We start from the raw sequence: 25,828 nt of genomic DNA on the forward strand, positions 1-25,828 counted from the left end.
GGACGCCGATGCCGACGGCAACGCCCGCGAGGATGGGCATGAGCATCGCCGTCGTCGCCGTATTCGAGGTGATCTCCGTCAGGAAGATCGTCATCACGACTACAGCGAACAGGATGGCGATCATCGGCACACCCGAGAGTAGCTCGAGTCGCTCGCCGATCCAGGCCGCGAGCCCGGTGTCGCCGAAGCCGCTGGCGATCGCGAGGCCACCGCCGAACAGGAGGATGACACCCCAGGGAATATCGACGGCGTTCGTCCAGTCGAGCAGGAAGGTGCGGTCGCCCTCTGCCGTCGTCGTCGGCAGCGTAAAGAGGACCATCGCACCGCCGATGGCGACGATCGTGTCGGCGTCCGCGGGCGGTGCGACGCCGACCAGCGGCTCGATCAAACTGCTGCCGATCCAGGCGACGGCCATCCCGGCGAAGACGACGGCGACCCACTTCTCCTGGCTGTCCATCGGCCCGAGCCGCTCGAGTTCGCGATCGATCGTGTCCGCACCGGCCGGCAGTTCGTCGAACTGAGGCGACACGGCGCGCGTGACGTAGCTGTAGACGGCGACGAGGCCGACAATCGAGATGGGAACGCCGTAGAGCATCCACTCGGCGAACGAGACCGACTGCCCGAAGAGCGCGTCGGCCTGCCCTGCAAAGAGGACGTTCGGCGGGGTTCCGATGAGCGTCGCGATGCCGCCGACGGACGCGCCGTAGGCGATACACAGCATCAACGCGATGCCGAACGAAAAGTTCCCCTCGCTCGTGTCAACCTCGAGGCCGGTCTCCTCGACCAGATCCGCGGTCTGGTAGATGACCGCCAGCGCGATGGGGACCATCATCATCACCGTCGCGCTGTTGGAGACCCACATCGAGAGAAACGCCGTCGCGAGCATGAAGCCGAGAATGAGCCGCGAGGGTTCGGTGCCGACGGCCTTGATCGTCCGCAGCGCAATGCGACGGTGCAGTCCCCACCGCTGCATCGCCATCGCGAGGAAGAAGCCGCCCATGAAGAGGAAGATCAGCGGGTGGCCGTAGGACGGGGTCGTGTCCGCGACGGGAAGTGCGCCGGTCAGCGGAAATAGCACGATCGGCAGCAGCGACGTCGCGGGGATCGGGATCGCTTCGGACATCCACCAGACGGCGATCCACGCGGTGGCGGCGGCGACGGCCTTTCCGGCGGCCGACAGGCCGCTCGGCGTCGGCGAGAGGAAAATCAGTGCGAACAGCAGCGGCCCGAGGACGAACCCGATCTGCTGTCGGCGTCGGTACGTCCCGCCGACGTCGAACGGCGAACCGTCGTCGCCGCGGCTGCCGCCGCCGGACCCACCGTTTCCGTCGCCGCCGGTGTCGTTTCCGTCTCCAGTTCGATTCGCCCCACTCGTCTCCGCCCCGTGACCGCCATCAGGGAACAGCCGCCGTGCGAGGCGTCGCTCTTCGGGCTCGAGATCGTCCATGTCCGCCATCATGGCCGGCGCGTCGAGTGTGAGATACGCCTTCGTTCGAGCGTTGGCGATCCATAGATACCGCCACAGTCGTCCCGTTATCGACCGCGCGGGCCGGTCGCGTTCGGCCACCATGTTCGTGCCCTCCCACGAGCAGGCGTATAAATAGTGGTCGCGTACACTGGTCAGGCGTGCCGGTTTGCACAATGCACAAACGGGTACCTGACCAACTCGTGGTATGCCGCTCTTACAGTTCGAGACGACGCTGTCGCTGTCGGACGCGGAGAAGACCGCGCTCGCCGATCGCATAACGGACCTATACACGACCGAGATGGCGACGACGGCAGGCCACGTCGCCGTGGTAATCCGCAAACGCGAGACAGCGGACCTCCACCTCGGACGCGCCGTCGACGGACCGCTGCTCTTTCTCGATGCCGAGATCCGACGCGGCCGCTCGTTCGAGCGAAAACGGGCCTTCGCCCTCGAGACCATGGACTACGTCGGAGAGACGTTCGACGTCCCCGACGAGAACATGAAGATCGTCTTCACCGAACACCCCGGCGAGGCGATGATGGGCGTCGACCGCGTCGGTGGCGAGTGGGGCGAGAACGGCGACAAAGAATAGACTGATCGAGTGTGCCGCCGACACCTCGCTCGAGCCGCCCTGTGTCGCTGTAACCACTATCTGTGACGGGCTCGTAGAAACCTCGTATGTACCGCGTGTTGCTGCCCGTCGACGAGAACGAATCGCAAGCACGGGCGCAGGCGACTGCCGTCCGCGACCTCCCGAACGCGGAAACGGACGTCTCGGTCGACGTCCTTCACGTCAGCCAGGAGTCGACTGGCCCGGCCGCCGAGTGGGCGGCTGGCGGGTTTGCCGAGGAGTACGCCAACGAGATGGCACGCGTAGCCGACGACAAGGCACTCCCCGCGTCGGTCGAGGCGGCGGTCGGCGTCCTCGAGTCGGCCGGTATCGCGTGGACGGTTCGTGCGGCGACGGGCGATCCCGCGGAGACGATCCGCGCTGCGGCCGACGAATATGACAGCGACGCCATCGTCATCGGCGTTCGCGACCGGTCGCCAGTCGGCAAGGCGCTGTTCGGAAGCGTCACCCAGTCGGTGATCCTCGAGAGCGACCGGCCGGTGACCGTCGTATCAGCAGCTGACGAATCGTAGGGCCGTTCGGAAAGCGGTGGCGACGACGATCAGCGGAGGCAGGCGGCGACGACCGCGAGCATGTCCTCGCCCCGGACTTCGTCTGCGAACAGCGGCACACGACGGACGTCGGTCCCGCGGAAGAGATCTTGTGCCTCGGCGAGTGCGGATTGCTGGACGTCCCAGCGTCGCTGACAGAACTCGCAGTCATCGAGGTTCGGCTGGAGGAACTCGCCCTCGACGTCGTCGGTGACGTTCGACAGCGGCTCCATCACGCGATTGACGACGACGGTGCCGACGGGGATCTCGAACTCCTGAAGCTGCTTGCGCAGTCGCTTCGATTCGAAGACGCTCATCTCCTCGGGAATCATGACGATCCGGAAGTCCGTCCGTGCGGGGTCTTGCAGCGCGGCCCGCAGCCGTTCGATGCGTTCGCGCAGCACTTCCAGATCCTCGAGTTCGTTTTCGGCTTCCGGCTGCTGTTGCCCGCCGAACATCCCTTTGACGCCCTCTAACATACCGCCGATGCGCTGGCGGAACTTCATGAGTCGGCCCATCATCGTGTCCATGATCTCGGGCAACTGCAGCAGGCGGAGGGTGTGGCCAGTCGGGGCCGTGTCGACGACGACGCGCTCGAAGCGCTCGTCGTCCATGTACTCGAGTAAGAGTTGCATCGCCGCGGCCTCGTCGGCACCGGGCATCGCGCCGCCGAAGAGGGCATCCATCGGCGACTCGCCGCCGAGCATGTCGCCGAGCCCGCCCAGCGGGCCGCCATCGGCTCCCTCGCCACCGGGGAACGGCGAGGCTCCGCCTGCGCTCTCGTCGCCGGGGAACGGTGATTCCTCGTCCGCTCCTGTGCCCGCACCGCCGAAGGGAGTCTCGCCACGTTCCATTGCAGCCTCGGGATCGATCTCGGCCGCATAGAGTGGGATGTCGTCCCGAATGCGGCCAGGTTCGGCTGGAATGTCGGTATCGAACGTGTCAGAAAGCGAGTGTGCGGGGTCGGTCGAAACCACAAGCGTCGGCGTCCCGGCGCGGGCGCTGTCGAGAGCGGTCGCGGCTGCCATCGTCGTCTTCCCGACGCCGCCTTTCCCGCCGTAGAGGACGTAGTCGGGGCCGTCGATCGGCTCGTCGGACGGCTCGACGTCGATGGTGTCGCGCTCCTCGTCGGCGTCGACGGAGTCCGTCGGCGTGACCTCGATGGTGTTTCCGCCATCGTCACTGTCCATCGTCGTTTCCTCGTCTTCCTCGACCGGTTCGACGTCGATGCCGCTCATACCCTGTCTTTCCCAGTCCCGACACGAGTATTCGTCGGTCCCGAGCGTCCTGCCGCGTCGTTCTCAGTCGAAATACGCCGCCAGCCGCTCGGCTGCTTCCTCGACGCGCGGCGTGACGAGCGCGAATCGAAGCCACTCGCGTCGCGAATCGCCGAATGCCTCGCCGGGCATTCCGGCGACGCCGGCCTCGTCGATCAGCCGCTCGACGTTTGCGAGCGTGCCCGGATAGCCCTCGAAGCGCGCCATCACGTAGAACGACCCGCTCGGTGTGGTATATTCTGCGCCGGCTGCCTCGAGCGCGTCGGTAAACGTTTCAACCCGCTTGCGGAGACGCTTCCGGTTGCGCTCGTAGTAGTCGGGGCCGGTCTCGCGAAGCGCCTGCAAGACGGCGTACTGGCCCGGTCGGGTGGTCGCGACGTTGACCAGCATGTGGCGGCTCCTGGCGTCCGAAACGAGTTCCGGCGGGAAGATCGCATAGCCGACCCGGAACCCGGTGATCGCCATCGACTTCGAGAACGCGTTAGTGACGATCCGGTGAGCCGAGTCGGTCTCGAGTGCGCTCGCGAACTCCCCGGAGAGGTCGTAGTGGTCGTACACCTCGTCGCTGATCAGGATCGCGTCGTGCTCTTCGGCGATGGCGACGAGTTCGCGCATCGTTTCGGCGGGATAGACAGCGCCCGTCGGGTTGTTCGGCGTGTTCACGACGATCGCAGCCGTCTCGTCGCTCGCGGCAGCGCGGACGGCTGTGGGATCCAGTTGTCCCTCATCGTCAGTCGCGACGAATCGCTGGGCCCCGCCGAGCATCGTCGTCTTCCCCGGATAGTACGGATAGACGGGATCGGTCAGCAGGATCTCGTTTCCACGATTGCGCTCGAGCGCTCGCGCCATCGAGAGATAGTTCGCCTCGCCCGCGCCGTTGGTGACGACGACCTGTTCGGCGTCGACGCCACGGCGCGCGGCGATCTCTGCGCGCAACTCGCGCAGTCCCGCGCTGGGTGCGTACTGGAACCGGTCTGGCTCGAGGTCGGCATACTCTCGCAGTCCCTCCCGAAGGGCTTCGGGCGGCTCCCAGTCGGGGTTCCCGCTGACCATGTCGATGACGTCGCGGTCCGCCGCGTCCGCATACTCCATCACGTGGAAGAAAAGCGGCGTCTCGTAGTCCATATCGGATACTCGGAAGCCACGCCCCGTGTTCTTTCCGTTTCGGGGTCGGACGGTGTGTCGTCAGTATCACGAGCGAGGCGGCCACGGTCGCGACCCGCGCTTTCACAACGCTGTCGCCCGTCGACTCGAGCATGACCGACGATATCGACCGCGAACTCCCGAGACAAGTCGGCGACGCGCTTCGCGACCGCGAGGAGACGCTGGCCGTCGCCGAGTCCTGTACCGGCGGGTTGATCGGTGCTGCAATCACTGCCGTCCCGGGTGCCAGCGACTACTTCGATGCCGGGCTGACGACCTACGCCTACGACGCCAAGCGCCGCCATCTCGGCGTGAGCCGCGAAGCACTGGACGAACACGGTGCCGTCTCCGAGCCGGTCGCCCGTGAGATGGCACAGGGAGTCCGCGACGTCACGGACGTCACGTGGGGAATCGCAACGACCGGCATCGCCGGCCCGACCGGTGGAACCGACGACAACCCGGTCGGCACCGTCTACATCGGAATCTCCTATGCAGCCCCGTGGGGCAGCGAAGCGTCGTATACGAGCGTCTCCCGGTACGTCTTCGACGGCGACCGCGCTGCCGTCCGCGCACAGACCGTCGATCAGGCACTCGTGGATCTGCTTGCCGAACTCGAGGCACAGTAATCGGTCCGCGTCGGCGACTCTCTCGAGAGAAAAACTATTCCCCACGTGACTCCCCAGATAGCGGTAGATGAACAAGAAGGGTCACGTGCTAAACGCCGTGCTGTTGAGCATCGGGCTGGGGTATCTGTTCGTGCCGGTGGGGGACGTAGAGACGTTCAAGACGATCATAATGATCGGCGTCCCGATTACGCTGGGAGCACTCTTTCCGGACGTCGACACCGCATTTGGTAAACACCGAAAAACGCTGCACAATCTGCCGGTCTTGCTCGGATTCGTCGCCTTTCCGTACGTCTTCGGTAACCTCGAGTACGTCTGGATCGGCGTGTTGACTCACTACGTGCTCGACGTGGCGGGGAGCAAGCGCGGGATCGCGCTGTTTTATCCGCTCTCGACCCAAGAGTATGGGCTCCCGACTGGTGTCACAGTCAGCAGCAAACGCGCGGACTTCGTGACCGCGGTCGTCACCGTCGGCGAACTGGCGCTGGCCACCATGGTCGTGTTCGAACTCCCACAGTTGGTATTCGAACTTGGACGACAGCTCGTCGGGCTGTAACTCGCTTGTGAATTCGATTTCGTCTCTCTCAGTTTTCGTGACTCGAAAGCGGGCCGTCGATCGGACGGTCAACTCGAGTGAGACACCTGCGACGACCTTCGGTTAGAAAACGCGTCCAGTAGTTGATTACTGCCGGTTCGGCGTCCATTCCTCGCAGGCGTCCATGTCGTCCATGGCCGTCTCGTGGCGGGCACAGTAGGGAACCATCCCCTCGGAGGACCGGACGTATTCGAAGTCCGCACAGTTCCCACAGTAGCGGTCCGTGGGTTCGGCCGGTTGGTCGGGTGTCGATTCGACGATTTCGGCGTCACGGCCGTCGCCGGCATCCATTGGCGACGAAATATCGGAGACAGCGGAGCCACCGTCGCTGGTGGCTGTGCCGACGCTGGGGCGGCGTTGAGATTCGGGATCGGTAGCCGACTGCTGTGACGTCGTCGCACTCGAGCGCTCGTCGTACGACAGCGTCGCGGACGTATCGTCTGCGTTGGTCTGTGTCTCGACGTCTCCGTCGGGCGTGCCGCCGAGGAATCCGATCCCACCGAGGCTGCCCGAGGCGTCCTCGTCGTCGTCGGCCTCGATGACCGTCTTGTTGTGGCGGGTAACGTTCATCTGGAGGGTGCCGCCAGGATCGTTGCGTCGCTTGAACGTCGCGACGGCGCTGAACAGACTCCACACGGACGTCAGGAGGCCGAGCAAGTAGACGACCGACACCTCGAGCGTGAGTTGCTGATTGTGGCCGCGCCAGTGTGTAGGATACGCATACCAGAAGAGTGCAACGCCGAGCAGACAGAGGCTCACACTGATCGCGGCGGCGGCCTGGACGCGACGGTTGGCCGGCAGGACGACGAAGACGCCGACGAGCGCGATCGGGATACTCAGTCCGGCGAGCGCGCCACCGACACGGACGGTCGCGAACTGGGCAGCGATATCGCCAGAGAGTTCGACCGCATACCCGCTGAAGAGGTCGGTCGTCGCCACGAGCACAGCTACGACAGCCAGGATCGCACCGAGTATCACGAGCGCCGTGCCAGCGTACAGCCGGCGGCTCGTCACCCCCGGTGCGGTCCCGTCGTAGACCTCCGTCAGGCTTGTCATACGGGGCCGTTCGGTGCCCCGCCACAAAACGATACGTCAGACACACCTCGGTTGCCGGAGAGGTTCCGACGGTTCTGGACCGCTGGCACGACTCATGGAAGCGAAAGTTTGAATCACCGCGCTCGCAAACCGACGCCCATGAGTGACGATGACGAGGACGCGGAGCCGGCTGTCTCACTCGGGACGCACACGCCCGTCGAGGGTGCGCCGCTCGCCCGCGTGAGTTCGCGACTGACCTGGCCCAAAGAGAAAAGCGAAGTCGACCGACTCGAGGGCGAGACCGTGATCCGGACCCCTGACGGCCCCCGTGAACTGTCCGACGTGCTTGCAGACATCGACGAGACGTACTTCCAGCGCCATCAGGAGTTCGAGGTTCATGTCCGGGACGTGATCGGGACTGGCCCGATTCCGACTGCTGACGAGTAACCTGTGTCGTCCGAGCCGGATCGACGCGGCGTCCGCTGGTTCCGGGACCGGCTCCGACTGTCCTGGGTCCAGAAGACACTCGTCGTCGGTGCCGTGCTCTCGCTGCTGTGGATGTCCCTGGTCCCCAGCGAGTTGAATCGCCGGCTCGTCGTCGACAGCGTACTCCTGATCGGCGGGCCACTCGCGCTCGGCTTGGCACACGGGAACCGAATCGGCTGGCACGTCGACCGCATCGCGGTGCGAAACACCGTCCTGCTCGCGCTGTTCGTCCTCCCGTTTTATGTCGTCGGCTCGACGCTACCGACGATCCGCGCGTACTATCCGATCTGGACGACGTCGACTGCGCCCGCAGCGTTCGGCCTCCACGCGATAAAGCTGCTGCTGCTCGCGCTTGCTGCCGAAACCTATTATCGCGGGCTCCTCTGTGTCGGCGTCAAGAAGATCGGCATCGCCGCAGTGTTCATCAGCCCCGTGGTCTACATGCTTCACCATACGTCGAAGCCACCGATCGAGTTCCTGCTGTCGGGCCCGACCGACATCCTGTTCGGTGCCGTCGACTACGCGTCCGACTCCATTCTCCCGTCGGTCGTCGCCCACGGCGGCGGCCTCGTCTTGCTCGACTGGCTCGTTCTCCACGACCCAATGTTCGATCCGCTGCTCGTGATGCAATTGCTCGAGTGGCTGCCGGTCCCGCTGTAGCCGTTCTGTGTCCGCGTTTGCCCTCCCGCTGGCTGTCGCCCCGTCTTATCGATTACAGAGAGTGTATTTATAGTCAACACTTATGGCGCTCTCGAGAGAGGCAGGCGTATGGACGCTCGGTCCTCGGTGTTTGCCCTCCTGATCTGCGTCCTCGGCGTGCTTGCCACACTGATCGTCCTGCCGCTCGTCGAGTACGTGCTGGCTGCCTGTCTGCTCGCGGTCGCTCTCCGGCCGGCCTACGAGCAACTGGTGCCACGCATCGGCGCACGAACCGCCGGCATCACACTCACCGCCCTCGCCGTCGCTGGCGTCGTCGTCCCACTGGTGGTCGTTTCGCTGGTCATCCTCGAGACCGTCACGTCGGCGCTCGAGTCCGTCGCTGCCGCTCACATCGTCACCGCCGGACGGACGTTCGCACAAACGACACTTGGATTGGACACAGCGTCGATCGCGCTCATCGAGTCGACGCTCTCGAGCGAACTCGCGGCGACGATCGGAACGGCGACTGACGTCTCCATCTCCCAGACCGTCGGTCTCGTGGCCACCGTCGCCGATATCGTCGCCGGAACGCTCGTGTTCGTCTTCGTCCTCTACTCTCTGCTCGTCGACGGCCCTGCGGTCCTCGACTGGGTCCGGCAGGTCGTCCCGCTCGAGCGACGACTCGTCGACGAACTGTTCGCGGAGGTCCATGTCGTCGTCTGGGCGGTGCTCCGCAGTCACCTGCTGGTCGCAGTGTTGCAGGGGATACTCGGCGGACTGGGGCTGGTCATGCTCGGCGTCCCGTTTGCGGCCGTGTTGGCGGTCGCACTGTCACTCGTGTCGGTGCTCCCGACGGTTGGGATCTGGCTCGTCTGGGGCCCAGTGACCGTTGCCCACGCGTTCTCGAGCAGTCTCCTCGAGAGTGTAATCCTGGTGGGGTATGGGACCGCCGTACTCGCCGTCGTCGACACGTATCTCCGGGCGCTTCTCGTCGATCGAGGGTCCGGATTGCATCCAGCAATCGCGCTGGTGGGTGTCGTCGGCGGCGGCGTGCTCTTTGGGATCGTCGGCCTGTTCGTCGGCCCGGTCGTGCTCGCAGCGTTCAAAGCCAGCGTGACGGTTCTCGATCGCCTCGAGCGCTCACCGTCGGCGGACGTGGATGCCGCAGATGCTGATTCTGACTCCGACCTCGAACGAGAGGCGTCGTTCACGGAGCTCGACCAGTAACTCGGTCGGCGTGTCGGCCCACTCGGCCGACTCATTCCAGGTTCGAGAAGGCGTTCAGGTTCGACTGCAATCCGGCCGCGAGTTCGGATTTGCGCTGCAGGCGCGCATCGGAGACTGGAAGTTGCGTCGCGACTTCCGCGACCGCCTCGTGGAACGTCTCTGCTTCACCGTATTCCCCATCGAAGGCGTTGCGAACGCTCTCGCGGACCTGCCAGACGCCGACGGGTGCCCAGTAGTCGTCCGACACTTCGCGCAAGACGAGACACTTCGCCTGCCGGCCGATCGACTCGAGATACTCCAAGACCCCCAGCCGGGCGGCGTAGTAGGCACCGGCAGTCTCCTCGACGTAGCTCGAGCGCCCCTCGTAGCCCTCGCTGGCGCTCTGGAGCCAGACGTCGTCGTTCGGGTTCGGATTCCAGATGCTGCCCGGCGCTTTCATCTCGACGAGTTCGAACTCCCAGCTACCGGGTGCGAGCACGGCCCAGTAGCGGTTGCCCATGTATTCGTTGGCCCAGACCTGGACCTCGTCAACGCTGGGCGCGTTTCGGATGCGTCCACGCAGGTACTTCCCGACGGTGTCGTCGACGGCCGTGATCGACCACCGCGTCGGGACGAGTCGGCGCTGTTCGGTCTGGCCGAGTGCGCCCGCCGAGAGGATCGAGTTGATGTCGTAGACGTCGAAGCCGCGCCGATAGAGATAGGTCATCGCCCCCTCGGCTTGCCAGTCGTCGTCCTCGAGGGTCTTCTTGACCGGTCGGGGCACGGAGGGATTTTCTCGCAACTCGGCGTTGCGCGCGGTGGCACGCGGCCCACGCGGCGTCGCCACGTCCGTACCGGCATCGAGGCCGAGGTCGGGGGTATCGTCTAATCCGATCTCTAAGTCGACCGGCCGGTCGGCGATAGCGATCTCACGCTGGACGCCGACGAAGCCGTCCCACGTGTCATGGACGGAGGGTGTCAGCCGGCTCGCAATGGACGGCGAGTCGACGTTTGCGCGCTTGCTCGAGTTCAACAGGCCAGTTCGGCGCTGGAGCACGTCGTCGATCGCATACCCCTGCTGGTACCAGTTGCCGTCGGTGACGTACTCCGTGGCGGCCCCTTCGTCACCGACCGGCGAGAGCACGCCGACGGGAATGTCGGGGTAGTTCGACCGCCCGACGAAGATCGAGGGTGCGGTCGAGCCGACGAGCGTATCGCCGCTTGTGGCGTCGTCGAACCGGCGTTCGAAGTCCTCTAGGTGATCGGTGATCGCGTAGGACTTCTCCTTGGCGAGTCGGCGACGCTCTGCCTCCTCGTCGGGCTCTAACTCCTCGATGTAGTCGTCGAGGCGCATTCACTCGCCGTAGGACGGCCACGACTTTGAATGTTGATACTGCCGGGCTGTACGTCGATACCCAAGTAAGATGTCAGAGGCAGAGATCCGGTCGGGCGTCGAGCAACCGGATCTCACATCAATATTTCGACTGGGGTATAAAGTAACCGTCACCGTCTTTTCTCCCTCTGAAAATCCGATCGACACTCACTGTTTTCCGAGCGTGACGAGCGTCTCCGTCTCGATCGCTCGAGCAGCCATCGAAAGACAACGGTTAAAAACGGCGGGCGGGAAGGGAAGTGTATGAGTACGACCGACGACCGAGAGACACGTGCCTGTGTCTCTTGCGGGCTCAACATCGCGGGCACGAACGCTGCCGCGTTCAAGTGTCCCGACTGCGGCCAGCAGATTTACCGCTGTGCCAAATGTCGCAAGCAGAGCAACCTCTATGAGTGTCCTGACTGCGGTTTCACCGGCCCGTAACTACCATGGGAAAAGTCGCTGCCAAAATCAAGGTCATGCCGGACAGTCCCGAAATCGACCTCGACGCGCTCCAGGAGCGCCTCGAGAGCACCCTCCCCGAGGGTGCGAAGATCAACGGCGTCGAACGTGAGGAAGTCGCGTTCGGCCTCGTTGCGCTCTACCCGACCGTGATCGTCCCCGACAGCGCGGGCGGCACGGAGACCGTCGAAGAGAACTTCAGCGAAGTCGACGGCGTCGAAAGCGTCGGCGTCGAGAACGTCGGCCGTATCTAACCGGCGACTGCCGTCCGTTTTTAGCCGTTCCGGCCCGGGCCCTCGCGGCCAGCGGCCGACGGTATCACTCCGCCAGTAGTGGTTGCTGTCGCTACTGGATGGTACCGTCACCAGAACGTGAGTCGGGACGACGAACGGACAATGAGCGCTTACTGGCTCTGTTCCTGATCGCCGCGGTTCGCACCGAGGTTGGCCTGCGAGACGATTTCTGCGCCGATCGGCGAGAGGTCGACGGTCACGTCGTCGGTAACGGCCTTGCTGATTTCGTCTAAGTTCCCCGCGAGGACGGTCAAGACGTCGTCGGGGTTGGTGTAGACGAGCATGTTTCCGTCCTGGCCTTCCGCGACGAGTTGCGTGTCGTTTAAGACGATCTGGTCGTTCTGAATCGTCGCCGAGACGACCGGCAGCTCCGCCGGTTTCCCCGGTTCGTCGTCCCTGACCTTGCGGATGTGGACCGCATCGAGGTCGAGGACGTCCTTGTACTCCTTGATCTGTTCGGCACAGTTGACCATGTCGTTGAGAAGCGCCGTGCGACGCTCGTTGCCGTGATCGCCATCGAGACAGTGCTGACAGACGCGGAGTTCGAGTCGCATTATCCCGTTTTGGTCGTCGACACCGATGAGAATTCCGCTTCAGTTCCGCCCTCGTCCGTGGCTGTGGCTCCACGCTGGGGGGGGGCCTGCACCGCGGTTCAACCGCTCACTCGCGTCACTGCTCGCAAATCTCACGGATCCTGTCGCTTCCCTGTGGGACGTAGCCCCCGTGATAGCACAGCGTGTGGTCGATCTCGAGGCCAGCCAACTTCTCGACGGACTCGATCGCACGGTCCATGTCGGGCGTAAACTGCGGTTTCGGGCCGGCAAGGGGTTCAGCTCCGTCCGCGATGAGTGTGTCACCCGCGACGAGCAGGTTCCCGTCGGGGAAGTACAGCGAGATATGTCCCGGCGCGTGGCCGGGTGTCGCGATGACTTCCATGGGGCCGGCGACCGTTGGAATCCGAACCCCGTCGGCCAGTTCGATATCGACGGCGACGGGTGGATAGCGATCGCCATCGCCCTTGATCGGGTCGCGCTCACCGGTGACGTACGGCGCTTCTTTGTGGTGGGTCGCAACGACTGCATCGACGCGGTCTTTCAGTTCTGCCAGTCCACCGGCGTGGTCCCCGTCGTGGTGGGTGAGGGCCACCAGCCAGATATCCTCGAGATCGTAGCCCAGACTTTGCAGGTGGGTCTCGAGGCCGTCGACGGTCCCCTGTGGACCGACGTCACAGAGGACGAGCCCGCGGTCGGTTTCGACGAGTGTGGGCGTGATGGTCAGTTCTCGCTCGCCGTACGTGACCGTGATCGGCAGCGCGTGAACGCCAGCGTCGTCTTCGGCGTGCATACGACGAGCATTCGCTGCCAGCACGATAGATGTAGGTGTCCTGGGTTCCCCAGCGCTCGAGGGGCTGATCCGCGTTTCATTTATCGACTATCGTGAACGAATTGCGACCGTCGCGATACCACCGCTGTCACTGGCTGTGACCGATCAGGCGTTATCGCCGACCTCGAGATCGTACGGACTTCGTGTTACGTAGAGGAACTCGAGTAAAAATAGCGAGACGAAGATGCCGACGATCCAGAGCAGGATCTCGATGTCGGTACGATAGAGGTGATAGAGGACGATCGGGATCGCGACGGTCGTCCCGACGAGGCCGACTGCGGGAACAAGGGGGTTCGATCCGGTCTCGTCAGCGAGTCGGAGGTTCGTGTAGTTCGTGACCGCGAACGACGCCAGGAACGCGACCGAGCCGAATTCGGTGATCTGTTTGAGGGATCCGAGGGCAGCAAACGCCGCCGTCAGCCCGCCCATGATGAGCAGCGCGTAGACGGGGATTCCTTCCCGGTTTCGAAACGAGAAGACGCGTGGGAGCGCCCCCTCGGTCGCGATTTTGTGGACGAGTCGGGACGTACCGAACAGGGTGGCGTTGATCCCCGAGGACGTACTCTTCATCGCAGAGAGAATCACGAGGACGAATCCGGCGCTACCGAGTACGGGGATGTTCGAAACGGCTTCGGCAAGTGCGACTTCCTCGTGAGCGACGAGCTGTGCGGGAGTCAGGTGAAGCGTTACCATAAACGAGACCGAGACATAGATCAGGATCGCGATGGCGATCGAGAGATACATTCCGATCGGTAACACCTGCTCGACGTTCTCGATCTCCTCGTAGTCGTAGACGAGCAATTGAAACCCCTCGTAGGAGACGAAGATGATCGCGAACCCGGTGATCGGACTCACGACACCCCTGTTGAAGAAATCGATCGTCACAGCGCTGCCATCGGCGAAGACGACCCCGAGCGTCGCAAGCGACAGCAGGACCACGATCTTGATGTAGACCGCGATGTCCTCGAAGAGCCCCGTTTCGTGGACGCCGCGCAGGTTGAGCCCGACGAAGGCGGCGACGATCAGGACCGAGATGATCGGCCGCAAGAGCTGTGGAAGGTCGAACCCGGCGATCGCCCGCGCAGCAGTGAGGGTGTACGCACCGAACGCGAACGCGTACATCGCCATCACGCCGACGTAGCCGACGACGAGCACCCAGCCGACGTACGCGGTGAGGTTCGGGCTATCGACGGTGTGCTCGACGAACGAGAAGACCCCACCATGCTCGCCGAAGTGCAGCGTGAGTTTGAGATAGGAGTAGGCGGTCACCAGCGTAATCGCTCCGGCGATGAGATACGACAGCGGGACGGCGTTCCCGGCTTGCCGCATCGCGACACCGAGGACGGCGTAGATCCCGCCCGAGACCATTCCGCCGACACCCATCGCGACGACTTCTGGGAGCCTGAGTTTTCCCTCGCGGCTGCGTGAGAGCAACGAGCGAACCGACGTCATCCTCTCCGTCTTACTTCCCTATCCGACGAAAGCGATTGTAAAGCCAGGCGAGAAGATACGCGCCGACGAACCCATCGACGAACGCCCAGACAGCGCCCATCGTGATTCCACGGGGTGTCGAGTCGTACCCGATATACACGTCAGACAGCATATCACGCCATTTGTCCCCCCATCCCAGCCGCGCCGTCAGCCCGAGGACAACGACGCCACCGGCCCAGAGAACTCCCACTGCACTTCCGAGCGCCGTTTCGTCGATTCGAGCAGTACTCGATCCGCTCATACCTGCACGATTTGGCTCACCGTCACTTAATTCGTTGCCCCCGCTCCCACCGTGTGATCGACCACGCCGCCAAGCGCTGTGATCGACTATCGAACGCGCTGGACCATCCCGTACACTCCACGACGCGAGGGCTACACTCGAGCAACCCGAATACGTGTGTTTTATAACCATCACCGGACAAAGCGGTCGTACGACTATGCCGAAATCTAATGGCCCTCGTCAGGGAACCCGGCGAAAGCTCGCAAACGATCCTCGAGACCGTGGCACGTCACCGCCACAGCGTGCGATTCAGGAGTACGAGGAGGGTGAGAAAGTTCACCTGAAGATCGACCCAAGCGTCTCGGACGGTCGCTTCCACCCGCGCTTCGACGGTCTGACCGGCGAAGTCGTCGGGAAACAGGGAAGCGTCTTCAAAGTCGAGATCAACGACGGCGGCAAGGACAAGACGCTGCTCGTCGCCGCGGCTCACATGCGCGCACAGAACCAGGAAAAGAGCCGGATCTGAACAGGGATGACGATCTTCAAAGAGATCGTCGACGAGGAGTTCCTGACGGTCTCGGAGACGAAGGAGCTGCTCGCCGACATCGAAGCCGAACGCGCGATGGACGAGGATCGCGAGCTGCGCTACGAACTCGCGCGAGCGATCGAACACGCTAATCGGTTCGCCGTTCTCGAGCCCGATGAGGCCCAGGCGCTCGTCGAGGACCTCCAGGACCTCGAGAAGGTCGACGAACCGACGGCCTACAAGATCGCCAACCTCCTGCCACAGGACCGGGACGAACTCCGGTCGGTGTACGCACAGCAGCGCTACTCGCTGTCGGGGGACGAACTCGACGACATTCTCAACGTCGTCGCACAGTACGTCTAGTACGGATCGCTGTCCCGCGTTCTCGGCTTATCGCACAGCTCGTGGTCGGCTGTTGAGTGACTGACAGTGGCTACTGTCTCCGAAGCAGTTCGGTTTCCGACAGGTGGTTGTCGCCTCCGTGCCGCCTCTTGAAAGCGAGCCGACTCTTTAAGTACGCCCTCGCCGTAGCAGACGACAATGAGCGAAGCCGATGGCGACGAGACGGACGTTCGGCGCGCGGTCGTGTTGGATTACCTCGCACACGGGCTGTCTGACGACGGTCGACCGCAGTACGCGAAGTCACCGGCAGGGTACGCTGTCGGCATCGAGGACTTCCAGCTCTATCAGGTCGCGTTCGACGAAGAGGAACGGCTCACGATCGGCAGCGAGGTTGTCGTTGAGCCGCCCGCCGAGCGCGAGGTCGTCACCGAGGCCCACCGCGTCGAGTACGACGACCTCTCCTCGGGAGCCCAGTCGGAACTCGAGTACGTCGTCGCCGATCTCGTCGAGGAACACGAGGAGCGCTTCGTCGACTTCTACAACGACGCCCAGCCGATCACGCTGCGGCTCCACCAGCTGAACCTGCTGCCGGGGATCGGGAAGAAACTCCGCAACAGCATCCTCGATGAGCGAAAGCGCAAGCCCTTCGAGAGCTTCGAGGAACTGTCCGACCGGGTCTCCGGCCTGCACGACCCCGATCAGATCCTCGTCGATCGGATTCTCGAGGAACTGCGCGACGACGACCTCAAGTACCAGACGTTCGTGGGCCGACGGGAACAGGAACAGAACCAGTAACCGACAGGCGTCGGTTTCTCGCGGCCAAGACAGTGCGTTTACACCGATGCCAGCCGAAGCGCTGGCAATGAGAGATCCAGATGGACTGATCGCCCGGGCGGGTATCCGGGGCGATCCGGATCGCGACCAGCACTTTCTCGTCGACGATCGCGTCCTCGACCGACTGCCGACCTACCTTACGGAGATCGACGCCGACACGAGCCACCTCCTCGAGATCGGCGGCGGAACGGGCGTACTGACCGACCGGTTGCTCGCGGTCGGTGACGAGGTAACTGTCGTCGAACGCGACCCCGATCTCGCTGCGTTCCTGCGCGAGGAGTTCGCCGACGAGATCGCAGCCGGCAACTTGACCGTCATCGAGGGCGACGCTCTCGAGATCGACCTGCCCGACTTTACGGCGTCGGTGTCGAACCTGCCCTACGGCGTCTCGAGCGAGATCGCCTTCCGGCTCTTTCCCGAAGGGAAGCCGCTCGTATTGATGTTCCAACAGGAGTTCGCCGAGCGGATGGTCGCCGAGTCAGGCACGAGCGAGTACGGCCGGCTCTCGGTCTCGAGCCAGCATTATGCGGATATCGAACTCGTTGAGTCGATCCCGAAGGAGGCGTTTTCGCCGCCGCCGGCGGTCCAGAGTGCGGTGATTCGCGCCGTCCCGCGTGAGCCCGACTACGAGGTCGACGACGAGGAGTTTTTCCTGCGGTTCGTCAAGGCGCTGTTCACCCAACGCCGGAAGACGATCCGGAACGCGATCCGGAACACGGCACACATCTCCGGGCTCGCAGAACCGGAGGCAGTCGTTGACGCGGCCGACGAGGATGTCCTACAAAAGCGAGCCGGCGCGATGGCCCCGGCCGAGTTCGCCGCGCTGGCCCAGCTCGCATGGGAGGTCGGTGAGCCAGACGACCACTGACCGAGTGAGGGCTCGAGTCGAAGGCCCAACCAACGGATACTCAAAGCTGCGCGGACGACAGGTCGGAGAGACGAACGTATGGCCGGACTACTGACGGGGCTCGACTGGCTGTCGGGGGCGGTGCCGACCACCGAGTTGAAACTCGTGGTGTCGCTTCTGGCGGCCGGACTCGTCCTTGCCGTGTTGCTCTCTTACCGACGACTTCACGAGCGACTTACCGAGCGGACGAAGCCGCTGTACGCCGACATCGTGTCGATGGTCCTGCTCGCTGGCACCTGTCTGCTGAGTCTCGCCGTCGTGGTCGGCGTCTGGGACCAGACCGCGGCCGTCCAGCGACAGTATACAAACCTCGAACTCGGCGAGGACATCCTCGTGAAGGCGGTCTTCTCGTTTATTCTGCTGGTCGGCACGGTCATCCTCACGCGGTTCGTGCGTCGCGTGCTTCGGGAGATCCTGGGATCGGCCGCGGCCGTAACCGACCACCAGCGCGAGATCACCCACCGCATCACGCAGGTCATCATCTGGTCGGTCTCGCTGGTCGTCGTACTGGGGATCTGGGTCGAGGACCTCGGAAGCCTCCTCGTCGGGGCCGGATTTCTCGGGATCGTTATCGGTATGGCTGCCCGCCAGACCCTCGGAACCGTGCTCGCGGGCTTCGTCCTGATGTTCGCCCGGCCGTTCGAGATCGGCGACTGGATCGAAGTCGAAGACAACGAGGGAATCGTCACCGACATCTCGATCGTCAATACCCGCATCCGCTCGTTCGACGGCGAGTACATCATGATCCCCAACGACGTCATCTCGACGAGTATGGTGACCAACCGCTCGAGGCGGGGCCGCCTCCGCATCGAGGTTGAGGTCGGCGTCGACTACGAGGCCGACGTCGAACGGGCTGCTGACCTCGCGGAAGCGGCGATCGACGAGGTCGACGACGTGCTGGCGGCACCGTCCCCGCAAGTCGTCGGTAAGTCCTTCGGCGACTCCGCCGTCGTGCTCGGGGTACGATTCTGGATCGACAAACCGAGTGCCAGACGCTACTGGAACGCCCGGACCGCCGCGATCAACGCGATCAAGGACGCGTTCGAAGCCGAAGGCATCAAGATCCCGTACCCACAGCGTGAACTTACCGGCCGGACCGAAGCTGGTGGCTTTCGGGTTGCCGACGAGCGTGAGACGGTGCCAGCCGAGGAACCCAGTGATCACCGCATGACGACAACACCGGAGGAACGATAGCATGGGACTCGAGGATCGACGTGATCAGGAACCGGACGTCTACCAGCCTGCCGAGGACTCGCAGCTACTTGCTGACACAGCCACGGAACGTCTTACGGGGGACGAACTCGTGCTCGAGGTCGGCACTGGCTCGGGCTACGTCGCGGGTCGGATCGCCGACGAAACGGCGGCACGCGTAATCGCATCGGATCTGAACCCGCATGCGGTCCGTCAGGCTCGGGCTGAGAACGTCGAAACGGTGCGAGCGGATCTGGTCGCCCCGTTTCGGGACGGGGTCTTCGACGCGGTGGCGTTCAACCCGCCGTATCTGCCGACCGATCCCGAAAACGAGTGGGACGACTGGATGGAACACGCGCTGTCGGGCGGCGAAGACGGTCGAGCCGTTATCGACCCGTTCCTCGAGACAGTTGGTCGCGTGCTCGCGCCCGATGGCGTCGTCTATCTACTCGTGAGTAGTCTCACCGGCGTCGACGCGGTTGTCGAGCGCGCCGGCGAAGAAGGATTTAGCGCTGTTGCCGTCGCCGACGAGTCATTTCCCTTCGAGACGCTGACCGTCCTCGAATTGCACCGCTGAGGAGCCGACATGACGAACACGGAGTTTCCATACTGGGGTGTCAGAGAAGGCTTCCTCCGATGTTGATTGCCCCCATATCTAGTGAATCAAGCTGGTGAGTCTCGTCCCAACTGAACCGATTGACACACGACGCAGGGCCGGCGTGCGATCGGGTGTGTAGTAACGTCAGTGGCTACTCTCGGTCTGTGAACTGAACGCCAGACTGTCTACAACCCCACTCTGTGCGAGCGTAGACCACACCACTGTCGGAGAACTGTGGATACATCGAAAGTTTTCGCCCATTGTGGCACACCGGACACTATTACCCAGTATCTCCCCGAATAGTGGTTAAATATCTATGATTGCACTATATTACGTGATGTTGAAACTGTTGCTAATACATTTTGAAAACAAATGCGGAATACTTAACCGTATGGTTGAACTTTGAGTTAGTGTAATGGCAAACGGTACGGTTGATTTCTTCAACGACACAGGCGGCTACGGTTTCATTTCGACGGACGACGCGGACGATGACGTGTTCTTCCACATGGAAGACGTTGGCGGTCCGGACCTCGAAGAAGGCACAGACATTGACTTCGATATCGAACAGGCCCCCAAGGGTCCTCGCGCGACGAACGTCGTCCGCAACTAAGTCTGACTTCATTGTCGCCTCGGCGACCGTGAACGACGATTTCGTTTTCAGACGTGTGCGACTGAGTTAGTCTCCTCTGAGACCTGTCCGTCACCTGTACTGATCGACTGACGGCTCTCTCCCGGGAAATGTGAGAACAGTTCGTACGCCATCAGTTATTGCCACCCTTGCGTGCAGATGGCAAAACCAGCGTCTCTCCGGCTGTGACGAGTGTTCACACTATTCTCGACTCGAGCTATCGATCGCGTCGAAACCTGCAAAAATTACTGTAATGCATTACACTGGATGGAAAATATTAAGCGTCGGTATACCCTAGCCGAGTGTACGATGACTGAGTACGTTTCGACCACGCCGGGGCTGTATCCGCTTCCGGACTGGGCGAAAGACGACCTTTCGCATCTCAAAGGCCATCAGAAACACGACCTCATCAGCGGCGACGAGGGCGAGGAGATCACCGCGGTCTACGAGGAGGCCCGCGACGAAGTGATCGGCGTCCAGCAAGACGCCAGCCTCGACCGCATCGTCGAAGGCCAACTGCGCTGGGACGACATGCTCGCCCACCCGCTTGCGGTCAACGACGCCGTCGAGACGCGCGGGATCGTCCGCTACTACGACAACAACAACTTCTATCGCGAGCCCGTCGTCACCGACGACCTCGCGGCCACCGGTGACGTCGCCTCGGAACTCGAGGCGGCTGCCGATCTGACCGACGGCGACGCCCTTCAGGCCGTCCTCCCCGGCCCGTACTCGCTTGCTGACCTCGCGACCGACGACCACTACGGCGACGAGGCCGACTTCCTCGCTGCGATCGCTGACTTCCTCGCCGACGAGGCCGACGCCTTCCCCGCTGTCGAGACACTGTTCCTGCTCGAGCCCTCGCTGGTCGAGAACGCACCCGACGACGGCCAAGACGAACGCGCGAGCGAGGCGATCGATCAGGTCGCAAGTGCCGTCGACGCCGACGTCGTCGTCCACCCCTACTGGGGCGCACTCGAGGAGAAGGTCTACGCCCACTTGCTCGACGCCGACATCGATGCCGTCGGCTTCGACTTCGTCTCGAATCAGGACGACAACCTCTACAACATCCAGGAGTACGGCGCAACCGACGATATCGCGCTCGGTCTCGCTGACGGCCAGAACACCCTCGTCGAAGACCCCGAAGCGATCCGTGACCGCGTCGAGTGGGTCGAGGGACAGCTTCCGACGGCCGAGTTCGAGACGGTCTATCTAACGACGAACACCGAGACGTTCTATCTGCCCTACGCAAAGTACGTCGAAAAACTCGAGGTCCTTGCGGAAGCCGCGGACCTCGCGGAGGTGACCCCAGCATGAGCGACAACAAAGACCAGTTCCGACCCGAGGATCACGAGAACGACCACTTCCTGCTGACGAGCGTCGTCGGCTCCTACCCCAAACCCAAGTGGCTCAACCGCGCGAAAGAGCTCTACGAGGACGATGAGGCCGACTTCGACGAGGACAACTGGCAGGAAGCGAAAGACGACGCTGCCCGCGTCATCACGAACGAACACGAGCGCGCCGGCCTCGATACCGTCGTCGACGGCGAGATGCGGCGCAACGAGATGGTCGAGTTCTTCGCCCACCGGATCGATGGCTACGAGTTCAACGGTCCCGTCAAAGTGTGGGGACACAACTACTTCGACAAGCCCTCCGTCGTCAGCGAAGTCGAGTACGACGAAAGCTGGCTCGTCGACGAGTATAAGTTCACCGCCAGCGCCACCGACCGCCCCGTGAAGGTCCCGATCACTGGACCATACACGCTCGCGAGTTGGGCGTTCAACGAAGCCTACGAGGACGACGCGGAACTCGCCTACGCCCTCGCCGACCTCGTCAACGAGGAAATCGAGAAGCTCGTCGACGCCGGTGCCCGCTACATCCAGATCGACGAGCCCGCGCTTGCGACCACGCCCGACGACCACGCCATCGTCGGCGAAGCACTCGAGCGCATCGTCGCCGACATTCCCGAGGAGGTCCGCATCGGCCTCCACGTCTGTTACGGCGACTACTCCCGGATCTACCCCGAAATCCTCGAGTTCCCCGTCGACGAGTTCGACTTAGAACTCGCCAACGGCGACTACGAACAGCTCGACGTCTTCAAAGACCCCGAATTCACTGCCGATCTCGCGCTTGGCGTCGTTGACGTTCACGTCGCCGAGGTCGAATCGGTCGAGCAGATCGAGGAGAACATCAAGAAGGGCCTCGAGGTCGTCCCGCCGGAACAGCTGGTCGTCTCGCCAGACTGTGGCCTAAAGCTGCTGCCTCGTGAGGTCGCCTACGGCAAGATGGAGAACATGGTGCAGGCAGCCCGGAACGTCGAGGCAGACCTCGACGCGGGCAATATCGACATCGAGCGCGAGACGCCGACGCCGGCCGACGACTGAGACGGCCTGCTACCGAGTTATCGGTGCAACCGCAGCACGGTCGCGGTTGCACCGGTACTGACGTACAGTAGTCCGTATGACCGCGGTCGATCGACGCGCGACTGTTCCGTTCGTTTTCCGTTCTGTTCTGTGCTAACTTCCGTATCGCAGCCGGGTTCGCAGCATCCGATGTGCCGATCTACTGTGGGTAACTATCACACACAAATTATACCAGCAGACAGTGTCGAATCGAGAGACATGACCACGACACGAGTGTTACCTGGTATCCCGTTTGTCCGATAACGTATACATAGCGCAAGCCCCTAGCAGTGATCGATGGACCAGTCCTCCACGATCCGACGCGAACTGCGCGACGACGTCGCAGAGCACCGCGACCCTGACTACGAGATCGACCCGCTGTTCGTCAACCGGTGGTCGCCACGCGCGATGACCGGCGAACCACTCGACGAAGCCGAGTATCTCCCGCTGTTCGAGGCCGCCCGCTGGGCACCCTCCGCGTTCAACAACCAGCACTGGCGGTTCATCTACGCGAGCCGTGAAGACGACGAGTGGGACACCTTCGTCGACCTCCTCTCCGAAGGGAATCGCGCGTGGGCAAGTGACGCTGCCGTGCTCGCGGTCATCGTCTCGAAGACCACCTTCGATCACAACGGCGAACCGGCCCCGGTCCACTCCTTCGACACCGGTTCAGCCTGGCAGAACCTCGCGCTCGAGGGCGCGCGCCGTGGCCTGGCCATCCACGGGATGGCCGGGTTCGATTACGAGCGCGCAGCCGCGGAACTCGAGGTTCCCGAGGAGTTCGCCGTCGAAGCGATGGTCGCGATCGGTGAACGCGCATCGCCCGAAACGCTCCCCGACGACCTCCAAGCGCGCGAACAGCCGAGCGACCGCAAGCCACTCGAAGAGATCGTCCACCGCGGCGGCTTCGCGACCGACGCGGAGTAACCACCCCGGCTGCCGCACCACAAAGCGCTAATTACCAGGCCGGTGAACGCCCGCCCATGCCTCTCGAGGTCGGCGTGCTCGGCTATGGGTTCATGGGCAAAGCACACGCGAACGCGATGGCACGGCTGCCGATGTTTTTCCCGGACGCACCCGCGATCGATCGTAGCGTCCTGATCGGCCGCCACGAATCGGCGCTGGCCGACGCTGCCGACCGGCTTGGCTTTGATTCGATCGCGACCGACTGGCGTGACGTCGTCGGCGATGTCGACGTCTTCTACAACCTCGGGCCGAATCACGTCCACCGCGAGCCGTCGGTCACCGCCCTTGAAGCAGGAACACCCGTCTTCTGCGAGAAGCCGCTCGCGCCGACGCTCGAAGACGCCGAAGCGATGGCCGACGCAGCGCGCGAGGCCGGCGACGACGTGCCAGCCGGCTGTGCGTTCAACTATCGGTTCGTCCCTGCGATCCAGTATGCAAAGCGATTGCTCGAGGCGGGCGACCTCGGCGAGATCCACCACGTCCGCGGGCGCTATCTGCAAGACTGGCTGGTCGATCCAGAGGCCCCGTGGTCGTGGCGCAACGACGCAGAACTGGCCGGGTCGGGCGCATTGGGGGACCTCGGCGCGCACACGGTCGACCTCCTACGGTTTCTCGTCGGCAGCGAGGACCTCGCGGGCGACATCGAACGCGTGAGTGGCCACTTACAGACGTTCGTCGACGAACGACCGGTGGAGGGGACCGGAACCGACGAGACCAGACCCGTTACCGTCGACGACGCCTACTCGGCGCAACTCGAGTTCGAAAACGGTGCACTGGGGACCATCGAAGCCTCGCGCTTCGCGACGGGACACAAGAACGATCACACGATCGAAATTCATGGTTCCGAGGGGAGTCTGCGGTTTTCCCTCGAGCGGCTGAACGAACTCGAGGTGCTCCGCGACGGTGACCGCGGCTACGAGACGATTCTCGTGACCGACGAAGACGACCCCTATATCGACCACTGGTGGCCGCCGGGCCACGTCATCGGCTGGGAGCATCTCTTCGTCCACGAGAACGACGAGTTCTTGTGTGCTGTCGCCGATGGAAGTGAGTACGAACCCAGCTTCGCGGACGGCCTCGCCGCCCAACGGGTCCTCGACGCGATCGCGGCAAGTGACGACCGCGGCGAGTGGATCACGCTCGAGTGACCGGGCGCGCCGAGGGCAGTCGCCGATTCCCGCCGGGACCGAACGACTCGGTCAACCTAAGTATGGGCCGTTCTAACTCCTGCGTGAACGCCCGTGTCGTACGACAATCATACGCCCGACTCGAGAGTTCGGTCGCTGATCGATCGGTTCAGTTACCCGCACCTGTTGACCGCAACGCTCACGCTGGTTGCGGCGACGATCCTGCTGGGTGTTGCGGCGAAAGCAACGGGCTCCGGCCTGGCCTGTCAGGCGAACTGGCCCCAGTGTGATGCCGGCCCGTACAACCTGTTTCCGGCGAACCTGCCGAGTTTCTACGAGTGGTTCCACCGCTTCGTCGCGATGTTTGCCGGCTTCGCCATCATCGGCTCGGCGCTTGCAGCCTGGCGACTCCCCGACATCGACCGTCGCGTCACCGGGCTGGTCGTCCTCGGGATGGTGTTGACGCCGGTCCAGGTCGCACTCGGCCGCGAAACCGTCACGCAGTACACGATGGACATCCTGTCGCTGCACTTCTGGACGGCTGTCACCATCTTCACGCTGTTCCTCGTCGCGACAGTCCTCGTGTGGGCATCGCGACTGACGGCGACCCACGTCACCGGCGCGCTCGCGCTTGGAATCGTCGCGCTGCCAGCCCACGTGGTCCTCAGTCCCGCCGTCGATGCCGGTATCGAGGTATACTCCCCGACGATGCAACTGGTCCAGTACGCCGTGACGCTGACGCTGCTTGGCGCAGCGATCGTTGCTGCGATGGTCGGCCGACGACGGTTCTCCGGTCGGCCGGTCGTGCCACTCCTCACGGCGCCGCCGCTCGTGGTCTTGGTCCTCTTTTTCGGCCGGCAGGCGCTCAACCCCGCACTCGAGATGCCCTATCTCGTCACCGCAACCGCACTCCTCGTGACGTTCGTCGCCGGGATGGCCGTCACCCGACGACAAGGGTAATCGAGAGGCCGGCGAGGGCGGCTGCGATCCCCAGTCCAAACAATCCGTAGTTGGCGACCGGGTTGTCGGCCGTCGTCATCTCGAGGGAGTATCGGCGACGTGAAACCGGCCAGAACGGTCGAATCCCCATCGGCGTGAGCGCGTCCGCGAGGAGATGGGAACCGATCGAAACCACGCCGACGAGAAACGCGAACGCATCGATGCCGATGTCGACGAGTGTGGAGGATGCGTCGATGGAGACGGCAGCGAGTGTGGCGAGGCCGGCTCCGACGGCCAACGCAAACAAGATCGTGTGGGTCGGCCCACGGTGGTCGATCAGCGGGAGCCGATGATCGTAATCGGGCAGCGTCGACAGCGCCACACAGACGAGACCGCCGACGAGGGCGATCTCGCCGTACCCCATCAGGGCGACGATGGTCCCAAGCGGCGCATACACCGTGAGTGCACCACCGTAATGGCCCGTCTGATACATCTGCGACAGAAAACGAACGAACAA

General features: G+C 63.4%; 30 protein-coding genes and 1 pseudogene (1 of these 31 running past the window's edge). 21 read left to right on the forward strand and 10 right to left on the reverse strand.

Annotated elements, in window-relative coordinates:
• Positions 1–1,570: pseudogene (locus C476_RS08950) on the reverse strand (SLC13 family permease); it reaches 163 nt to the left of the window's first position.
• A 103-nt stretch (positions 1,571–1,673) separates the two neighbouring features.
• Between C476_RS08950 and C476_RS08955 the strand changes: the two are divergent.
• The gene (locus tag C476_RS08955) at positions 1,674–2,060 is read left to right on the forward strand and encodes a hypothetical protein (RefSeq protein ID WP_008012085.1); all 387 of its coding nucleotides are present in this window, start codon (positions 1,674–1,676) and stop codon (positions 2,058–2,060) included.
• An 86-nt stretch (positions 2,061–2,146) separates the two neighbouring features.
• Positions 2,147–2,611, forward strand: coding sequence for a universal stress protein (locus C476_RS08960; RefSeq protein WP_008012086.1), 465 nt, complete (start codon positions 2,147–2,149; stop codon positions 2,609–2,611).
• A gap of 29 nt (positions 2,612–2,640) precedes the next feature.
• On the opposite strand, the gene C476_RS08965 is transcribed toward C476_RS08960, so the two are convergent.
• Together C476_RS08965 and C476_RS08970 are read right to left on the reverse strand one after the other, a co-directional pair.
• Positions 2,641–3,867, reverse strand: a complete 1,227-nt coding sequence (locus tag C476_RS08965) for an ArsA family ATPase (RefSeq protein WP_008012087.1) — start codon at positions 3,865–3,867, stop codon at positions 2,641–2,643.
• 63 nt (positions 3,868–3,930) lie between these two features.
• Complete coding sequence (locus tag C476_RS08970) at positions 3,931–5,031, reverse strand: pyridoxal phosphate-dependent aminotransferase (protein WP_008012088.1); 1,101 nt, start codon at positions 5,029–5,031, stop codon at positions 3,931–3,933.
• Between the two features lie 131 nt (positions 5,032–5,162).
• Here C476_RS08970 and C476_RS08975 point away from each other — a divergent pair, with 131 nt between their 5' ends.
• Both C476_RS08975 and C476_RS08980 read left to right on the forward strand, forming a co-directional pair.
• Entirely contained in the window at positions 5,163–5,675 is a 513-nt protein-coding gene (locus C476_RS08975; RefSeq protein WP_008012089.1) for a CinA family protein, read from the forward strand.
• A 67-nt stretch (positions 5,676–5,742) separates the two neighbouring features.
• Complete coding sequence (locus tag C476_RS08980) at positions 5,743–6,228, forward strand: metal-dependent hydrolase (protein ID WP_008012090.1); 486 nt, start codon at positions 5,743–5,745, stop codon at positions 6,226–6,228.
• A 126-nt stretch (positions 6,229–6,354) separates the two neighbouring features.
• Here C476_RS08980 and C476_RS08985 read toward each other — a convergent pair whose 3' ends face one another.
• Positions 6,355–7,323, reverse strand: a complete 969-nt coding sequence (locus C476_RS08985; RefSeq protein ID WP_008012091.1) for a DUF7139 domain-containing protein — start codon at positions 7,321–7,323, stop codon at positions 6,355–6,357.
• Between the two features lie 138 nt (positions 7,324–7,461).
• On the opposite strand from C476_RS08985, the gene C476_RS08990 reads away from it, so the two are divergent.
• The 3 genes from C476_RS08990 to C476_RS09000 all read left to right on the forward strand — a co-directional run bounded on the left by C476_RS08990 (position 7,462) and on the right by C476_RS09000 (position 9,654).
• Complete coding sequence (locus tag C476_RS08990) at positions 7,462–7,749, forward strand: DUF5789 family protein (protein ID WP_008012093.1); 288 nt, start codon at positions 7,462–7,464, stop codon at positions 7,747–7,749.
• 3 nt (positions 7,750–7,752) lie between these two features.
• The gene (locus tag C476_RS08995) at positions 7,753–8,448 is read left to right on the forward strand and encodes a CPBP family glutamic-type intramembrane protease (protein WP_008012095.1); all 696 of its coding nucleotides are present in this window, start codon (positions 7,753–7,755) and stop codon (positions 8,446–8,448) included.
• 108 nt (positions 8,449–8,556) lie between these two features.
• On the forward strand, positions 8,557–9,654 hold the full coding sequence (locus tag C476_RS09000; RefSeq protein ID WP_008012098.1) for an AI-2E family transporter: 1,098 nt from the start codon (positions 8,557–8,559) through the stop codon (positions 9,652–9,654).
• Between the two features lie 31 nt (positions 9,655–9,685).
• Here C476_RS09000 and nreA read toward each other — a convergent pair whose 3' ends face one another.
• The gene (nreA, locus tag C476_RS09005) at positions 9,686–10,987 is read right to left on the reverse strand and encodes a DNA repair protein NreA (RefSeq protein WP_008012101.1); all 1,302 of its coding nucleotides are present in this window, start codon (positions 10,985–10,987) and stop codon (positions 9,686–9,688) included.
• Between the two features lie 282 nt (positions 10,988–11,269).
• On the opposite strand from nreA, the gene C476_RS17800 reads away from it, so the two are divergent.
• Entirely contained in the window at positions 11,270–11,449 is a 180-nt protein-coding gene (locus C476_RS17800; RefSeq protein ID WP_008012102.1) for an HVO_2753 family zinc finger protein, read from the forward strand.
• A 5-nt stretch (positions 11,450–11,454) separates the two neighbouring features.
• Complete coding sequence (locus C476_RS09010) at positions 11,455–11,721, forward strand: elongation factor 1-beta (RefSeq protein ID WP_008012104.1); 267 nt, start codon at positions 11,455–11,457, stop codon at positions 11,719–11,721.
• 149 nt (positions 11,722–11,870) lie between these two features.
• On the opposite strand, the gene C476_RS09015 is transcribed toward C476_RS09010, so the two are convergent.
• From C476_RS09015 to C476_RS09030, 4 genes are all read right to left on the reverse strand, one after another.
• A complete protein-coding gene (locus C476_RS09015) occupies positions 11,871–12,314 on the reverse strand; it encodes a hypothetical protein (RefSeq protein WP_008012106.1) in 444 nt (147 codons plus the stop codon).
• Between the two features lie 115 nt (positions 12,315–12,429).
• Complete coding sequence (locus tag C476_RS09020; RefSeq protein ID WP_008012108.1) at positions 12,430–13,104, reverse strand: MBL fold metallo-hydrolase; 675 nt, start codon at positions 13,102–13,104, stop codon at positions 12,430–12,432.
• A gap of 144 nt (positions 13,105–13,248) precedes the next feature.
• Positions 13,249–14,595 (reverse strand): APC family permease, encoded by a 1,347-nt coding sequence (locus C476_RS17805; RefSeq protein ID WP_008012110.1) that lies wholly within the window; start codon positions 14,593–14,595, stop codon positions 13,249–13,251.
• A 10-nt stretch (positions 14,596–14,605) separates the two neighbouring features.
• On the reverse strand, positions 14,606–14,875 hold the full coding sequence (locus tag C476_RS09030) for a bacteriophage holin (protein WP_008012113.1): 270 nt from the start codon (positions 14,873–14,875) through the stop codon (positions 14,606–14,608).
• Positions 14,876–15,071: 196 nt separating this feature from the next.
• On the opposite strand from C476_RS09030, the gene C476_RS09035 reads away from it, so the two are divergent.
• The 12 genes from C476_RS09035 to C476_RS09090 all read left to right on the forward strand — a co-directional run bounded on the left by C476_RS09035 (position 15,072) and on the right by C476_RS09090 (position 25,332).
• On the forward strand, positions 15,072–15,380 hold the full coding sequence (locus C476_RS09035) for a 50S ribosomal protein L21e (RefSeq protein ID WP_008012116.1): 309 nt from the start codon (positions 15,072–15,074) through the stop codon (positions 15,378–15,380).
• A 6-nt stretch (positions 15,381–15,386) separates the two neighbouring features.
• Entirely contained in the window at positions 15,387–15,743 is a 357-nt protein-coding gene (locus C476_RS09040; RefSeq protein ID WP_008012118.1) for an RNA polymerase Rpb4 family protein, read from the forward strand.
• Between the two features lie 177 nt (positions 15,744–15,920).
• On the forward strand, positions 15,921–16,517 hold the full coding sequence (locus tag C476_RS09045) for a DUF655 domain-containing protein (RefSeq protein ID WP_008012121.1): 597 nt from the start codon (positions 15,921–15,923) through the stop codon (positions 16,515–16,517).
• Positions 16,518–16,584: 67 nt separating this feature from the next.
• Positions 16,585–17,424, forward strand: a complete 840-nt coding sequence (locus C476_RS09050) for a 16S ribosomal RNA methyltransferase A (RefSeq protein WP_008012123.1) — start codon at positions 16,585–16,587, stop codon at positions 17,422–17,424.
• Positions 17,425–17,502: 78 nt separating this feature from the next.
• Positions 17,503–18,657, forward strand: a complete 1,155-nt coding sequence (locus tag C476_RS09055) for a mechanosensitive ion channel family protein (RefSeq protein WP_008012125.1) — start codon at positions 17,503–17,505, stop codon at positions 18,655–18,657.
• A 1-nt stretch (position 18,658) separates the two neighbouring features.
• Positions 18,659–19,231 (forward strand): HemK2/MTQ2 family protein methyltransferase, encoded by a 573-nt coding sequence (locus C476_RS09060; protein ID WP_008012127.1) that lies wholly within the window; start codon positions 18,659–18,661, stop codon positions 19,229–19,231.
• A gap of 436 nt (positions 19,232–19,667) precedes the next feature.
• Positions 19,668–19,862, forward strand: a complete 195-nt coding sequence (locus tag C476_RS09065; protein ID WP_008012129.1) for a cold-shock protein — start codon at positions 19,668–19,670, stop codon at positions 19,860–19,862.
• Between the two features lie 327 nt (positions 19,863–20,189).
• Complete coding sequence (locus C476_RS09070; RefSeq protein ID WP_008012131.1) at positions 20,190–21,194, forward strand: hypothetical protein; 1,005 nt, start codon at positions 20,190–20,192, stop codon at positions 21,192–21,194.
• The gene (locus C476_RS09075; RefSeq protein WP_008012133.1) at positions 21,191–22,261 is read left to right on the forward strand and encodes a methionine synthase; all 1,071 of its coding nucleotides are present in this window, start codon (positions 21,191–21,193) and stop codon (positions 22,259–22,261) included. Before C476_RS09070 ends, C476_RS09075 begins: the two co-directional genes overlap by 4 nt.
• A 315-nt stretch (positions 22,262–22,576) precedes the next feature.
• Positions 22,577–23,206, forward strand: coding sequence for a nitroreductase family protein (locus tag C476_RS09080; protein ID WP_008012134.1), 630 nt, complete (start codon positions 22,577–22,579; stop codon positions 23,204–23,206).
• A gap of 56 nt (positions 23,207–23,262) precedes the next feature.
• Complete coding sequence (locus C476_RS09085) at positions 23,263–24,393, forward strand: Gfo/Idh/MocA family protein (RefSeq protein ID WP_008012136.1); 1,131 nt, start codon at positions 23,263–23,265, stop codon at positions 24,391–24,393.
• Between the two features lie 93 nt (positions 24,394–24,486).
• Positions 24,487–25,332, forward strand: a complete 846-nt coding sequence (locus tag C476_RS09090) for a COX15/CtaA family protein (RefSeq protein WP_008012138.1) — start codon at positions 24,487–24,489, stop codon at positions 25,330–25,332.
• Here C476_RS09090 and C476_RS09095 read toward each other — a convergent pair.
• Positions 25,313–25,804 carry a metal-dependent hydrolase gene (locus C476_RS09095; protein ID WP_008012139.1) on the reverse strand — a complete coding sequence of 164 codons (492 nt, stop codon included), beginning with the start codon at positions 25,802–25,804 and terminating at the stop codon, positions 25,313–25,315. The two genes, C476_RS09090 and C476_RS09095, sit on opposite strands and share 20 nt — an antisense overlap.
• Positions 25,805–25,828 lie beyond the last annotated feature (24 nt).

Source organism: Natrinema limicola JCM 13563, from assembly GCF_000337475.1.
In the GTDB taxonomy this organism is placed as follows: Archaea; Halobacteriota; Halobacteria; order Halobacteriales; family Natrialbaceae; genus Natrinema; species Natrinema limicola.

Bases quoted from the DNA above. Each gene is read 5' to 3' on its own strand.
- C476_RS09015 (WP_008012106.1), bottom strand. From the start codon at position 12,314: ATGCGACTCGAACTCCGCGTCTGTCAGCACTGTCTCGATGGCGATCAC.
- C476_RS08985 (WP_008012091.1), bottom strand. From the start codon at position 7,323: ATGACAAGCCTGACGGAGGTCTACGACGGGACCGCACCGGGGGTGACG.
- C476_RS09000 (WP_008012098.1), top strand. From the start codon at position 8,557: ATGGACGCTCGGTCCTCGGTGTTTGCCCTCCTGATCTGCGTCCTCGGC.
- C476_RS09050 (WP_008012123.1), top strand. From the start codon at position 16,585: ATGAGAGATCCAGATGGACTGATCGCCCGGGCGGGTATCCGGGGCGAT.
- C476_RS08980 (WP_008012090.1), top strand. From the start codon at position 5,743: ATGAACAAGAAGGGTCACGTGCTAAACGCCGTGCTGTTGAGCATCGGG.
- C476_RS08970 (WP_008012088.1), bottom strand. From the start codon at position 5,031: ATGGACTACGAGACGCCGCTTTTCTTCCACGTGATGGAGTATGCGGAC.
- C476_RS09070 (WP_008012131.1), top strand. From the start codon at position 20,190: ATGACTGAGTACGTTTCGACCACGCCGGGGCTGTATCCGCTTCCGGAC.
- C476_RS09035 (WP_008012116.1), top strand. From the start codon at position 15,072: ATGCCGAAATCTAATGGCCCTCGTCAGGGAACCCGGCGAAAGCTCGCA.
- C476_RS09060 (WP_008012127.1), top strand. From the start codon at position 18,659: ATGGGACTCGAGGATCGACGTGATCAGGAACCGGACGTCTACCAGCCT.
- C476_RS09020 (WP_008012108.1), bottom strand. From the start codon at position 13,104: ATGCACGCCGAAGACGACGCTGGCGTTCACGCGCTGCCGATCACGGTC.
- C476_RS08965 (WP_008012087.1), bottom strand. From the start codon at position 3,867: ATGAGCGGCATCGACGTCGAACCGGTCGAGGAAGACGAGGAAACGACG.
- C476_RS17805 (WP_008012110.1), bottom strand. From the start codon at position 14,595: ATGACGTCGGTTCGCTCGTTGCTCTCACGCAGCCGCGAGGGAAAACTC.
- C476_RS09075 (WP_008012133.1), top strand. From the start codon at position 21,191: ATGAGCGACAACAAAGACCAGTTCCGACCCGAGGATCACGAGAACGAC.
- C476_RS09065 (WP_008012129.1), top strand. From the start codon at position 19,668: ATGGCAAACGGTACGGTTGATTTCTTCAACGACACAGGCGGCTACGGT.
- C476_RS09055 (WP_008012125.1), top strand. From the start codon at position 17,503: ATGGCCGGACTACTGACGGGGCTCGACTGGCTGTCGGGGGCGGTGCCG.
- C476_RS17800 (WP_008012102.1), top strand. From the start codon at position 11,270: ATGAGTACGACCGACGACCGAGAGACACGTGCCTGTGTCTCTTGCGGG.
- C476_RS09080 (WP_008012134.1), top strand. From the start codon at position 22,577: ATGGACCAGTCCTCCACGATCCGACGCGAACTGCGCGACGACGTCGCA.
- C476_RS08955 (WP_008012085.1), top strand. From the start codon at position 1,674: ATGCCGCTCTTACAGTTCGAGACGACGCTGTCGCTGTCGGACGCGGAG.
- C476_RS09030 (WP_008012113.1), bottom strand. From the start codon at position 14,875: ATGAGCGGATCGAGTACTGCTCGAATCGACGAAACGGCGCTCGGAAGT.
- C476_RS08960 (WP_008012086.1), top strand. From the start codon at position 2,147: ATGTACCGCGTGTTGCTGCCCGTCGACGAGAACGAATCGCAAGCACGG.
- C476_RS09010 (WP_008012104.1), top strand. From the start codon at position 11,455: ATGGGAAAAGTCGCTGCCAAAATCAAGGTCATGCCGGACAGTCCCGAA.
- C476_RS08975 (WP_008012089.1), top strand. From the start codon at position 5,163: ATGACCGACGATATCGACCGCGAACTCCCGAGACAAGTCGGCGACGCG.
- C476_RS09045 (WP_008012121.1), top strand. From the start codon at position 15,921: ATGAGCGAAGCCGATGGCGACGAGACGGACGTTCGGCGCGCGGTCGTG.
- C476_RS09040 (WP_008012118.1), top strand. From the start codon at position 15,387: ATGACGATCTTCAAAGAGATCGTCGACGAGGAGTTCCTGACGGTCTCG.
- C476_RS08990 (WP_008012093.1), top strand. From the start codon at position 7,462: ATGAGTGACGATGACGAGGACGCGGAGCCGGCTGTCTCACTCGGGACG.
- nreA (WP_008012101.1), bottom strand. From the start codon at position 10,987: ATGCGCCTCGACGACTACATCGAGGAGTTAGAGCCCGACGAGGAGGCA.
- C476_RS09095 (WP_008012139.1), bottom strand. From the start codon at position 25,804: ATGTATCAGACGGGCCATTACGGTGGTGCACTCACGGTGTATGCGCCG.
- C476_RS09085 (WP_008012136.1), top strand. From the start codon at position 23,263: ATGCCTCTCGAGGTCGGCGTGCTCGGCTATGGGTTCATGGGCAAAGCA.